Below are 11,920 nucleotides of genomic sequence, written 5' to 3' on the forward strand. Positions count from 1 at the left end.
ATCGCTTGCCATTGTTCTTTCGTTCGACGCTCTCTGCGCATAATGTCTCCGACTGATCATCAAAAACGACATTGTGCGGTGCTAAATATGAACTGACGAGATGGTCTTTGCTAGACGCTCACAATAGACCTTTATAAAGAAGCATTCCCTGAAGCGAGGAAAGTGCCTAAATGGTTTCTTAAGTATACGTTGAGAAATGGTAAGGTCGGTTTTAGTGCTTTGTATGCTGAAGATAAGTGGATTGGTCTTATTTATATAACGGAATATGAGGATATTGTATTTATCCAATCAATTGCAATATTAGAATCTTGCCGTTCAAAAGGCTTTGGTAGTCAAGTACTCGAATCCTTCAAAAATGAACATTTAGATAAAAGGATAGTTTTAAATATTGAGGTCATAGATAAACAAGCAAATAATTATCAACAAAGAGTTAAACGTAAAGAATTTTATGAAAACAATGGTTTTTTACCTTCTGGTTTTATAGTTAAAGAACCAGGCGAAAATCTTGAAATGTTAATTTATGGTTCAGGTATTACTAAAAAAGAAATAGAGTATATGTATAAAAATCTTTTCGGAAGCATCCTAGGTTTGTTTATAAAGCCAGAGATCACAAAGATTTTATAAGTTTTGGTTTACCGTACTCATAACAAATCAATTCTGCACCATAAAAACAGTTGGTTTTACTCCTGCATCGCTAATTTTAATCAACTATTTTTTGCCATAGATTGAAGCGATATGTTTGCGCTTAATTTAGCGATACATTTTTTAAGGATATAAAAATGAAAGAAGAACCTATAATTTATGACAGATTTTCATGTGATAATTGTTCTGATAAAAGCAACCTTAACTTCGACTTCACAATGGCTTTTCAGCCAATTATCAACTGCAAAACTGAGCAAATTTATGGGTATGAAGCCTTAGTTCGAGGTTTAAATAATGAATCCGCATTTTCAATAATATCTAAAGTAAATGATGATAATCGTTATTTGTTTGATCAACGATGTCGAGTTAAGGCGATAGCACTTGCATCCGAATTAAAACTTGAATCAATACTTAGTATTAACTTTCTACCAAATGCCATATACAAACCCGAGCGTTGTATTCGAACGACCTTAGATGCGGCCAAGAAGTATAATTTTCCATCTGAGAAAATAATGTTTGAGTTTACAGAAGTTGAAAAAATTGAAGATAGTCATTTCGTTAAAAGCATAGTTGAATATTATATTAAATTAGGTTTTAAGACTGCAATTGATGATTTTGGTTCTGGTTACGCAGGTTTAGGGTTGTTAGCTGACTTTCAGACTAATATAGTAAAGCTTGATATGGGACTCATTCGCAATATTGATAAAGATCACGCTCGCCAATCAATAGTAAAAAACTGTTTAAATATATTTCGTGACTTAAAAATTACCCCTTTAGCGGAAGGTATTGAGACTAAAGAAGAATTCACCTGCTTGCGAGATTTTAGCATTGAATTAATGCAAGGGTATTTATTTGCTAAACCTGGTTTTGAAAGTCTGCCAAATGTAGATTTCAGTAAATTTTAATTTAGTGTATGAATTTAGCAAATAAAACAAGTCATTAAAGCGGGACAAAAAAGCAGTACCACCAGAAATGGTACTGAAGCTATCAACAGTATTAGGGCGAAGCCCAGAAAGTTGGCTTAGCATGCAAGACAAGTATGAACTTTGGCAAGCAAAGCAGAGCATTAATTTAGATAACGTGCAGCCAATAGATCTGCATACCGCCTAACAATCTGCCGCAGTCACTCGCAGGTTCGCTGGGACACAAACAGGCAGGCGGCTTCGCCATTATAGCCTGTCAGTTTGTGTAGCAAATTCGGACGTCAGGCATCCTAGAGACCACAGTAAATCAGTCCGAAGCCTCTACGTAGTTCTTCAATGCCTCAAGGCGGTTATCCCACTTGCGTTCCAATTGTGAAATAAAAGACTGAGCGATTTGGAGGGTTTTCGTGTTTAACGATACCTGTGTTTGCCTTCCACACTGCTCAAGATGCACAACATTCGCATTGACCAGAACCTGAAGTTGTTTTCTCGCCCCCTGTCTCGTTATCCCCAAATTCGTTGAAATATCTCCAACAGTGCTGGTTGATGTGACAGAAAGTCTTTTCACGATTTCCAGTCGAATAGGGTCGCCTAGCGCTTTGTAAATCGTTGCTTCAATCATTTACGAAGCTTCAATGTACTTTTCTAATCGGCCAAGCATGAAATCCCAACCACCGGAGTTCTGCTTAAACGAGGCTTCCATCAGTTCTGTTGGGAGGTCTGCAAAGCCAGATTCGGTTAGGGTCACTTTGCACGTTGCATCTGTCAGCTTGGTGATTCGGAACTCAACCAAGGTATTGGGAACGGTTAGTACATCTCCCAGAAAGTTGTTGGCACCGGGCACCCAACGATATGCGAAATAATCATGAGGTTGTGCAGCAATGATGCAGATTTGAGTCTTGCCATGATCACCGAATCCAAAGATCGGTTGTTCCCCCGTGTTATAGCTACCTTCAAGTGTTTCAGGAAACCACTTTGTTACATGTTCTGGATTGGCTATTGCCTCATAGGTGCGTTCTATCGAAGCGTTCATCGTTAATTCGCGTTGTATGATGTTTTGCATAATGACCTCAACCGGCAAGATTTTGAATCAGTGTGACGAGTAGAGCACAGCGATCACATAAATGCAACCAATTGGTTGCATTTATATGGTGAGAGCTACCATGAGATACTGGCTAACTGGCTAACTGGCTAACTGGCTAACTGGCGAACATAGAGTTAGTCTGCGGTTCTAGAGGGTTGGGGAAGGGGATGCCTAACAAATCACAGAAGAATTATGGGGTCAGAGTACATAATTCCGGATTAACGGGATTAATATATACCGACCCCTTTTTTCTTTTTTCGCCTCGCTGATCTTCATAATAAGCCACTACATGAAGTTCTTTGTGAGTATCTAATCCTAAAAAAAATTATGCTATGTTTGTTCATGTTAGTCTCCAAATTGATTGAGTATTGAATAAACTAATTATGGTTCCGGCCGGCGCTCCGGTGGATTTTTTAACTAATCCACGAAAATGCGGAGGCTAGCGTTAGCAAAGGGAGTCATTGTGTCTATATACCAAGGAATGTAATTTGAAATCAAAGTACTTTTTAATCGCTCTTTCTTTGTGTTGTCTGAGCCAAACCTTAAAAGCTGAAGGTATAGGTTATGACACCGTTGCAGTTGCTATTGAGCAATTGAAGCAAAAAGACGGTACCCAAACCTCAGTGCAAGGCGGCTGGACAATCATTGAGGACTCACAAGACACTAGCATGGTTTTATGGTCGTTTACTCCAGACATTCACCCAGCTCATCCAACAGCGGTTAAACGAAAGGTGGTAGAAAGAGACAATAAAATCTATATCCATATGACGGCGCTTTGTCAGGCAGAGCAATTTGCTTGCGACAAGCTAATGTCAGAGTTCGAAAAGCTAAATAAACAGATCATGGGTAGTGAATAAAGGATAAAAAACAGTGTTGTCATTTAATCTGCAAACGGCGCACATTAATCAACAGCGACTGTTTTTCTGGTTAGCAGAGCGTTATGTTCTTCATTTAGTCAGTCAGAGGTTCTATTGAAAAATTCCAAAGACACTATTTTAACCCTAGCGACTTTTTTGATTTTGGTTGTAGCTTTTTATCTTTTAGGGTTTTGGTTAATTTATCGAATGGGTCAAGCGACACCACTAATGTTGTCAGTTGGCGCTGCTACATTGGTAACTTGCCTTCTAAGAAAACGAAATTTATCGAGCTTAGGTTGGCAATGGGTTGAGTGGAAACATCAACGTACAAGCTATCTTTTGCCATTTATTATTGCGCTTATTTCCTATTTAATTATATGGGCGTGTGGCTTCGGTGAATTTTATAATGTTGAATTTCTGTCCAAGCAAAAAGAAAGCTATAACTTAGGTCATTGGAATGATCTTGCTATATTTCTTTTTCATTGCGGATTGATCGCGACTATTAGTTTTATTGTTTCATTACCGTCTATTTTAGGTGAGGAGATTGGTTGGCGTGGCTTTCTGGTGCCAGAACTTGCTAAAACGATGTCTTTTACTGGTGTTGGAGTAGTAAGTGGGTTTATTTGGGCATTATTTCACTGGCCTCTAATTATTTTAGGGTTATATGGTAATGACGTAACTCCATTATATTATCAGCTGTTTGTGTTCTCAGTTTTTATAACGGCTACAGGGGTAATTATGGCTTACTTTCGTATCAAAACTAATAGCCTTTGGCCTGCGGTTATTTATCATGCTAGTTCGAATATATTTATCCAAAAGTTATTCACACCTATTACAATAACAAACACAAACTCTGCTTGGTATATGGATGAGTTTGGAGCTGTCATAGCAATTGTAGCAACTTGTGTGGCTTTATATTTTTTAAGAAAAGGTAATGCTGAATTTAAGTTAGTCAGAACATAACATGCGCTTTAACAAAGAGCACAAAAAGCTTGGCTTGCGTCACTTCGTTCCTAATTTTAGCCAAGCCTCTTTCGCCTGCTAGGCGGGCGTTGTTAGTTTTCTGAGTACATATTTCCTTTTTTCAATGCTATTGTCTTAACAGAAATAGGAGATAAATATGTCCTATATTGATAAAGATGTCTTTGATGATGCACTCGCGCTATCCACTAACGAGCGCGTCGCTTTGGTTGAAAGGCTTTTAGAGAGCTTGGATGCGCCTAATGAAGAAATAAATGCAATGTGGTCTGAAGAATCTGATCGCCGAGTACAGGCATACGAGAAGAAGAACGCTTTCTCAAAACCAGTTTCAGAGGTCATGAAAAAATATAAATTAAGACTGAGATCTTAGATATTGCAGAGCTTGAATTAGACGATGCTTTTAAATTTTACGAGGATATCTATCTGGGGTTAGGGAAAAGGTGAGTGAGTAGTTTGAATCAACCTTGCATCGCGTCAAAATCAATCCTAAGGCGTGGCAGAAACTTAGTAAATTTACTCATCGGTGCTTACTCAATCGTTTTCCTTATTCAATCGTCTATCAAGTTAGGCCTGAGACTATTCAAATAATAGCTGTTTCATGTAATCATCAATAACCTAATTATTGGATTGAGCGGATTACAAACTAACAAACAAATGTTGCGGACACCAACTCACTGGCTGAGGCTTATTCTTCGACAAGTTTAGCCTACAAGTTTGTGCAGTAAATACGGGGCGTTAGCTGCCCATAAACTAAGAGGAAAATTCAAAATGGCAATTGAAAAGAAAACTTATCGAAGTGGCCCGTTCAAGGATTTTATTGCACAAGGTACTAGAGTTGGAAATATTCTTTATATGGCAGGACAAGTTGGGATAGATAGTAACGGTTCTGTTCCATTAGACATTGCCGAACAAACAGCTATCGCTTATTCAAATATGAAGGATGTTTTATCACAGTTTGGGGCGGATATGAGCAATATTGTTGATGAAACCTTCTTTGTTACTAATATGGATGAATTGATGGGAAACGTTGAAACTGTTTATGGACAAAGGGAATCAGCATATGGCGGTATGCCCGAAGTTAGTCAAACAGTTGTGCAAGTAGCGGCACTTGTTCAGCCTGAACTCAAAATTGAAATTAAATGTATTGCTCATCTTTAGAGTGGGCATCTAACAAAGCAATTCAAGGGAACACTGCCAAGAGCAGGCTGCGCTGCTTAATTGCTTGTCATCCCTATCAGTCATGAGCGAAAATCGGTTTAAAGAAAATAGAGAGCACCGCTTTACGATTAGCAAGCCTTCGTTAGATGATCCTGTGCTTGTTGTTTGTCCGAAGTGTAAAAGTAAGTCGTCAGTCGTCCCGCACGGAGAAGACCAAGTTAGGTGTGCCTGCTTTACCTGTGGTTACACTGTTTCGAAATCTACAAACCAACGCTCTTTTTACTGGCATAGCGAAAATCCAACCGATGGTTATTTTGGTTTTGAGCTTTGGCTGCAAACTGGATGCGTAGGGCATTCTCTCTGGGCATTTAATCTTAAACACCTCGAATTTCTCGAATCATATGTTGGAGCTACTCTGAGAGAGCGCAAGCCGCATGAAGAGTGGGGTTGGAGTAATTCATCCCTTGCGAGTAGGTTGCCTAAATGGCTCAAATCTGCCAAAAACAAGGCTCAAATACTGGTGGCTATTAGTGAGCTTAAGTCGAAGATATAACAGGGGGTGCCAACCTCATCTGCCCGCGGGCTGGATCGCCTTTTCGGTATTTTGTTGTGTTTTACGCTAGGCTAACACCGCCAAATACCTACATTACGGCGTTATGCCTCTGGAGAGATTTATGGATAAATACCTAATCACCAAAGAAGAAATTGAGAAATTTGAAGGTATATCTAAAACTCATTTTCTGAACGAAAACGCGAAGCGGATTAATAAATCCCTTGGAGATCTCACCGGTTTAACTGGATTTGGCTTTCATATCATTGAAATTCAGCCCGGTCATGAATCGACAGAGTTCCATAAGCACTATCATGAAGATGAGTGCGTCTATATCCTCGAAGGTGCGGCCGAAGCTCAGGTAGGATCGAAAATATATTCAGTGAAAGCGGGAGATTTTTTAGGTTATCGAGCTGGCGGAGAAGCTCATGCCCTCAGAAATACCGGTGATTCAGTATTAAAGTGCATTGTAGTTGGACAGCGCCTTGATCATGATGTGGGGGATTATCCAAAATTAAAGAAACGTATTTATCGTCAGAAAAATATGCCGTGGAATATTGTCGATATTGACAATATTGCCGAGCCCAATGCAGGCAAAAAAGTATAACAAATTGCAGCCGTACCTAACGTCGGTGCCGGACGCCCGTGCCTCGTGTTGCTTGCTGTAACGCTACCACGAGGGCTCCCGTCATTTCGTTTTGTACTTTAGCCCCTTCCTTGGGGGGAGACATCAGATTTAACCAGCATATAGCGTTTTTACTTTTCATTATTGCGGTCGTTTATAAACCTAGTAAACGAAATTCCTACGATCACTAATGCAAAAAATAAAATATGTAACCACAGTTTTGGACCAACCTGCGTGTTTAAATCAGACAAAGAGGATATTGTCGTGAGTTGACCGGTAGTTATAAATTTTACGACCCACTCATTTGCTGGCGTTGCGATGAGTGTAGTTACCCAGCCTAAAACGATTATTTGTAAAAAACTAACCAAAATAGAATGATTGATATTGTAAATTGAGAGTGAAATAAAAGTATAAAATACTGAAACACCTATATGTACAAGCCAGGATAAAGTCATCGCAATAATTGCACTATAATTACCTATTTCCATATAAGCAGTTGCATGTCTAGACGTTAAGGTAAGCATCCCAAATAAAGGTTGGATTAAAATAAATGCAATACTTGCAAAGATTCCAATAAAAAATGTGGTGATTAAAGTATTAAGATTCATTTTTAGCTCGATTCAATTGTGTTTAGAAGATTACTAGATAGGCTTTATTTGTTATTTATTTCAAAATTATTTACTTAATGAAAAAAAAGCCTGCAAAACGCTTATGTTTTATGGGTAAATCGGTTTTAAATGTAGAGCCTTACAAAGCTTTGGTGACTTAGTTGCGGTTTAAAATTAAAACCATACGGATTTGGTGCAAAAGCGCTGACAAGCAGTTTATTAAAGGTGTTATTAGTATGAATAGGCACTAACTATGGATCCCAAACAGCAAGCATCGAATTATGACAAAATTGCAGAGCATTGGAACAGCGATCGCTTTAACAGAGAAAATGGTATTTCTCAGCACCAAAGAGCGCTTAACTTTGCCCCAAAAGCGGGAAAGGCTATTGATATAGGCTGTGGTAGTAGCGGTCGTATAATCGATTTACTGTTAAAGCATGGATATGATGTTGAGGGGCTAGATCTTTCAGCCGAGATGCTAAGACTTGCTAAAATAAGACATCCCGACCTAAAATTCCATCATGCAGATATTTGCAACTGGTATCCGTGTGATAAATACGCATTCATAACCGCGTGGGATAGTATCTGGCATGTTCCGTTAGAAAGCCAAACAAAGGTAATTAGTAAGCTTCTTGAAAATCTGGAAGTGAATGGTGTGATTATATTTACCAGTGGTGCGGTTGATGAGAAGGGGGATGGAAGCAATCCATTTATGGGTCAAGAGTTATATCATGCAGCGCTTGGCATACCTGCAATTTTGAAGTTGTTGGAACGTCACAACTGCGTATGTCGACACCTGGAAAATGATGACTTCCCTAACAAACATTTATACGTGGTCGCGCAAAAAGGTGCCTAACAATGGCATAAACTCGCTGGGACCTGGGACAAAATACGCAGGCTTTCGGCGCTTCGCTCGGTATTGTAGTTTAGGTATTTTTGCAACTATGTAGAGCGTTATAGCGGATAAGGCTTTCAGATGATTGTTTAGTGAAAAAGTGGCGTTTTCTGGTGTTTATTCCGAATAAACTACTGCTTTTATCCGCATTCTGTCTGCGATTTATTCAACTTGCAATTATGTTCACCCAAACTAGTTTTATTAAAACCAGTTCACATTAATGTTGATCAATAGTTGCAGTTTTCTGGCGGTTTGGTTTAGTCTGGGGTAATAATTTCACCCATGTTGTGGTGTTATTTGCTTGTGGCGGCAAAGCCACGATAGTGAAGAGTACTAGAGTAGAGCAATAACAAACCTATGTTGCTGGCACCAACGTTTGGTCGGTGGTTTTTTCATTACCAAGTATAGTCAGCAAATTTACGCAGTTTAATCTGGGCTTTATACATCTAGAAGGAACTATTAAATGAATAAGACTTTATTAACCACCCTTATATTCTTTTCAATCTCTGCAACAACTGCGATATCGAAAGAGGTTTTTTCAGTATCATCGAAGGACAGGGGGATTACCGCGTTTGACTACGTTGTAACGGAAGTGGAACAAAGAGAAGGCGTTTCAATTTTAAACATTCCTAAGTTTCAAGAACGCTCGGCTCAAGCATCCCGTTGGTTGATGTGTGTCTATAGTGAACTGGCAATATCTAGAAACGCCGAATATTGGTCCAGTATTTACACGGATAATAGCGGGGATAAAGTCACCGTTGTTTTGCCGCAATCAGGTTCTCTACAAGACAAAGCTTTTACTGGGATCGACTTTTTGGGCACTCAACCCAAAATTACTCCGGTTGCAATGTTTAAAAAGTTTTGTGGTCTTAAGTGACCCGATGAATAATAAGGCGTTAAATGCGTTCCCTAGGGTCACTGGCACACGAACATGCGGCGGCTTCGCCGTTATCGCCGTATATTTGAGTCAGTTAGGGTAAAGTGAGGGATTCGCATGTTAGTTAAGTGCTTTCAGTTTCTTGGACTTTTATTTCCTGTCGTTGTCATCGCTACTGGTGAATACTTTTTACAAGATTTAACGCCAGAGACGCCACTTTACTCAGGTGCCGCTTCTTTTATGGGAGTTGTAGGTACAACTGTATTCGCTTTTATGATCTATGCTGTTACCGTAATTCCAACGTCTTTAATATTGCTTACAAAAAAGAACAGAGAATATTTTAGATTTCAATCTATCGGCTGGCAGACGATTATGTATTTTAATTGGGCGATAATCGTTTTTTGTGGCCTCTATGTTGTTATATCTGCATCGTTTGGGTTTTTTAATACAGGTTTATAGGTTTTGTCTGCCTGTCTTTAACAATAATCTAGGTAAAAAGAAACAATAGCCCGTAAGTAACAGGTCACAAACCAAGTATGCGAGACAATGATCTTCCCCAGTTTTAGTGTATATCTCCTCATCAGTCTATGCTCGTGGGTCAACAACTGTTAGATTGTTGCCTTTATAGACTTAAAACGTAATTGAATGAGTTAACTCGTAGAGGTATCGAAATGAAAAAACTAATATCATTAAGTATCATCCTATTTTCGGCATCATTTTTTGCAACTGCTTCTGATGGTTTAGTTAAATATGAAAGTCATTACTCGGTAAAAGAAACGGCTGACCGCTTTGAAAATTTAGCAAAAAGCAAAGGGTTAACCTTGTTTGCAAGGGTTGACCATCAAAAAAATGCTAACGGCGCGGATCTCGAATTACGACCAACAGAAGTTATCATTTTTGGTAATCCTAAAGTTGGAACGCCCTTAATGCATTGTGCGCAAGATGTCGCTATTGATTTACCTCTGAAGGTAATGGTGAGTGAGGACGCAAATAATAAAGTTTGGTTATCGTACAATAACCCAAGTTATTTGATGGAGCGCCACAAAATAAAAGGCTGTGATGAAGTCATTAGTAAAATCTCAGGCGTATTAAGTAAATTGTCAAAGGCAGCGATAGCCAAGTAAAAATTATTAAAGTTTTAAAGGGGGCAGAGTAAATTCCTGAATTTGACACTGACCCCTTTTATGTTTCTATTTATTGTATTTCAACCTAACAGACCTAAACTTGCTGACTGGTTTAGCATTGCTCGCGGTATTGCCTGGGGTCTGTGCTGGTTGTTAAGGGTAGCGGATGGGCATTCCAGATTACTGCTAAGATGGATTTTTGCGACATTTCTGCTATACCATTTCTATCAATTCAGTTCACCGTAACCTTGAACAATACTTGCAGTTTTCTGGCAGCTTAGTTTAGTCTAAGGCAGTAATTTTACCGTATTTTTACGCCAACAGTGTGTGGCAGCAAGACTACGATGGTGAAGTGGAGTAGGGCAATAACAAACCTATATCGCGGATGTATACTCGTTGATTGAGGTTTATTCTTCGCCAGGTTTAGCCAGCAAGTTTGTGCTGTTTATTTGAAACTTTATATAACTCAAAGAGGATTTTAATGGAACTAAGGATTGCTTCAGAAAAAATGATTAATGGGATTTCTACCAGAACCAATAATGCAGTTGAAATGAGCCCTAATGGGAAAATTCCCGCTTTATGGAGTTCATTTGATGCAACTATTCCTGTTGATTATAAAAATGGCGAGCGAGTATATGGGGTTTATTACAACTACGAGTCAGACCATAACGGAATGTTTACTGTCCTAGCTGGTTTTGATGGTCAGTCAATTCCGTCTAACCCTGACATTGAACAAATCATTATTCCAAAAGCAAAATATTTGGTGTTTAGTCACAAAGGAGAAATGCCTCAAATCGCAATAGATGCTTGGACAGAAGTTTGGGAATACTTTTCCAATGGACATGCTGAGCATCAAAGGTTATTCACGACGGACTTCGAATTCTACCCAAATGGTAATGAAATTGAAGTTCATATTGCGGTGAAATAATGACATAACAAGGGGTAAGGGCTTTTATTCCAGAACCCTTCGCCTCTGTCTGATTTGCCGCGACTCAGTCTAGCGCCTTAGTGCGTTAAAATTCACTTAAGTACGCCGATTAGGCTTGGCTGTTGATGGCTCCCAATCGCGCACGGTATGTTTGAGTCTGTTGTAATTTCTTGTGCTATTCCTGTAAGGTCAGATCCTCGAACCGCTCTATTGGCAACCCTTCCTGTAACCGGTAGTAAGTATCTTGTGCTAGGTAATCGGCCCAGACGTCGTCGGCCAGAGTACGTAAAGCTTTAGTGGCTTGCTGCTTGTCTGAGTCTGTGATTTTCACTTTGGCGGCGGCTGGTATCGGGCTTTCTTGCTTTTGGACGCAGGCGCTCAGAAGCAATACTAATATGGAAAAACCAAGCAAAAGATGGCGTTGTATGTTCATGGGGGGCAACTCCATTTACAGAATTGGGGTTATTTGAAGAGGTCTGCCAGTTTTCGCACTGTCAGCCCTCATTGTTAATTACCGCTTGTGAGGGGTAATGCTTCCTTAAAAACTATAACTGCAAAAGGCTAATGAGCAAGTATATGAAGAATTAATGTTATTTTCTCCGCTCTGTGAGCGCTGAATTTTTAACTAGATCAATTTGATTAAATAACCAATTGTCTAAGTTTTGTAT

17 protein-coding genes are annotated in these 11,920 nt (G+C 39.2%); 13 read left to right on the forward strand and 4 right to left on the reverse strand.

What is annotated here, in order from left to right; genetic code table 11:
* Nucleotides 1-123: 123 nt before the first annotated feature.
* The 3 genes from ACYVIL_RS07080 (at nt 124) to ACYVIL_RS07090 (ending at nt 1,752) form a co-directional block, all read left to right on the forward strand.
* Entirely contained in the window at nt 124-624 is a 501-nt protein-coding gene (locus ACYVIL_RS07080; protein ID WP_460312062.1) for a GNAT family N-acetyltransferase, read from the forward strand.
* A 155-nt stretch (nt 625-779) separates the two neighbouring features.
* The gene (locus ACYVIL_RS07085; protein WP_460312018.1) at nt 780-1,547 is read left to right on the forward strand and encodes an EAL domain-containing protein; all 768 of its coding nucleotides are present in this window, start codon (nt 780-782) and stop codon (nt 1,545-1,547) included.
* Between the two features lie 67 nt (nt 1,548-1,614).
* Nucleotides 1,615-1,752 carry a helix-turn-helix transcriptional regulator gene (locus tag ACYVIL_RS07090; protein ID WP_460312019.1) on the forward strand — a complete coding sequence of 46 codons (138 nt, stop codon included), beginning with the start codon at nt 1,615-1,617 and terminating at the stop codon, nt 1,750-1,752.
* A gap of 120 nt (nt 1,753-1,872) precedes the next feature.
* Here ACYVIL_RS07090 and ACYVIL_RS07095 read toward each other — a convergent pair whose 3' ends face one another.
* Nucleotides 1,873-2,187: an ArsR/SmtB family transcription factor gene (locus tag ACYVIL_RS07095; RefSeq protein ID WP_303472286.1), complete on the reverse strand. Its 315-nt coding sequence runs from the start codon at nt 2,185-2,187 to the stop codon at nt 1,873-1,875.
* A complete protein-coding gene (locus tag ACYVIL_RS07100) occupies nt 2,188-2,598 on the reverse strand; it encodes an SRPBCC family protein (protein WP_460312020.1) in 411 nt (136 codons plus the stop codon).
* Between the two features lie 539 nt (nt 2,599-3,137).
* On the opposite strand from ACYVIL_RS07100, the gene ACYVIL_RS07105 reads away from it, so the two are divergent.
* From ACYVIL_RS07105 to ACYVIL_RS07125, 5 genes are all read left to right on the forward strand, one after another.
* Entirely contained in the window at nt 3,138-3,506 is a 369-nt protein-coding gene (locus ACYVIL_RS07105) for a molecular chaperone DnaJ (RefSeq protein WP_460312021.1), read from the forward strand.
* Between the two features lie 114 nt (nt 3,507-3,620).
* Entirely contained in the window at nt 3,621-4,469 is an 849-nt protein-coding gene (locus ACYVIL_RS07110; RefSeq protein ID WP_460312022.1) for a CPBP family intramembrane glutamic endopeptidase, read from the forward strand.
* Nucleotides 4,470-4,626: 157 nt separating this feature from the next.
* Nucleotides 4,627-4,857 carry an addiction module protein gene (locus ACYVIL_RS07115; protein WP_460312023.1) on the forward strand — a complete coding sequence of 77 codons (231 nt, stop codon included), beginning with the start codon at nt 4,627-4,629 and terminating at the stop codon, nt 4,855-4,857.
* A gap of 398 nt (nt 4,858-5,255) precedes the next feature.
* On the forward strand, nt 5,256-5,645 hold the full coding sequence (locus tag ACYVIL_RS07120) for a RidA family protein (RefSeq protein ID WP_303472278.1): 390 nt from the start codon (nt 5,256-5,258) through the stop codon (nt 5,643-5,645).
* 674 nt (nt 5,646-6,319) lie between these two features.
* A complete protein-coding gene (locus ACYVIL_RS07125) occupies nt 6,320-6,802 on the forward strand; it encodes a cupin domain-containing protein (protein ID WP_460312024.1) in 483 nt (160 codons plus the stop codon).
* A gap of 149 nt (nt 6,803-6,951) precedes the next feature.
* Here the strand turns inward: ACYVIL_RS07125 and ACYVIL_RS07130 are convergent, their stop codons facing one another.
* On the reverse strand, nt 6,952-7,428 hold the full coding sequence (locus ACYVIL_RS07130) for a hypothetical protein (protein WP_303472274.1): 477 nt from the start codon (nt 7,426-7,428) through the stop codon (nt 6,952-6,954).
* 253 nt (nt 7,429-7,681) lie between these two features.
* Here ACYVIL_RS07130 and ACYVIL_RS07135 point away from each other — a divergent pair, with 253 nt between their 5' ends.
* The 5 genes from ACYVIL_RS07135 (at nt 7,682) to ACYVIL_RS07155 (ending at nt 11,252) form a co-directional block, all read left to right on the forward strand.
* Entirely contained in the window at nt 7,682-8,284 is a 603-nt protein-coding gene (locus ACYVIL_RS07135; protein ID WP_460312025.1) for a class I SAM-dependent DNA methyltransferase, read from the forward strand.
* 502 nt (nt 8,285-8,786) lie between these two features.
* The gene (locus ACYVIL_RS07140) at nt 8,787-9,200 is read left to right on the forward strand and encodes a hypothetical protein (protein WP_460312026.1); all 414 of its coding nucleotides are present in this window, start codon (nt 8,787-8,789) and stop codon (nt 9,198-9,200) included.
* A 117-nt stretch (nt 9,201-9,317) separates the two neighbouring features.
* The gene (locus tag ACYVIL_RS07145) at nt 9,318-9,659 is read left to right on the forward strand and encodes a hypothetical protein (protein WP_460312027.1); all 342 of its coding nucleotides are present in this window, start codon (nt 9,318-9,320) and stop codon (nt 9,657-9,659) included.
* A 212-nt stretch (nt 9,660-9,871) separates the two neighbouring features.
* On the forward strand, nt 9,872-10,324 hold the full coding sequence (locus tag ACYVIL_RS07150; protein ID WP_460312028.1) for a DUF302 domain-containing protein: 453 nt from the start codon (nt 9,872-9,874) through the stop codon (nt 10,322-10,324).
* A gap of 481 nt (nt 10,325-10,805) precedes the next feature.
* Nucleotides 10,806-11,252: a GyrI-like domain-containing protein gene (locus ACYVIL_RS07155; protein ID WP_303472264.1), complete on the forward strand. Its 447-nt coding sequence runs from the start codon at nt 10,806-10,808 to the stop codon at nt 11,250-11,252.
* 175 nt (nt 11,253-11,427) lie between these two features.
* On the opposite strand, the gene ACYVIL_RS07160 is transcribed toward ACYVIL_RS07155, so the two are convergent.
* On the reverse strand, nt 11,428-11,685 hold the full coding sequence (locus ACYVIL_RS07160; RefSeq protein WP_460312029.1) for a hypothetical protein: 258 nt from the start codon (nt 11,683-11,685) through the stop codon (nt 11,428-11,430).
* Nucleotides 11,686-11,920 lie beyond the last annotated feature (235 nt).

The organism is Aliiglaciecola aliphaticivorans, from assembly GCF_054782055.1.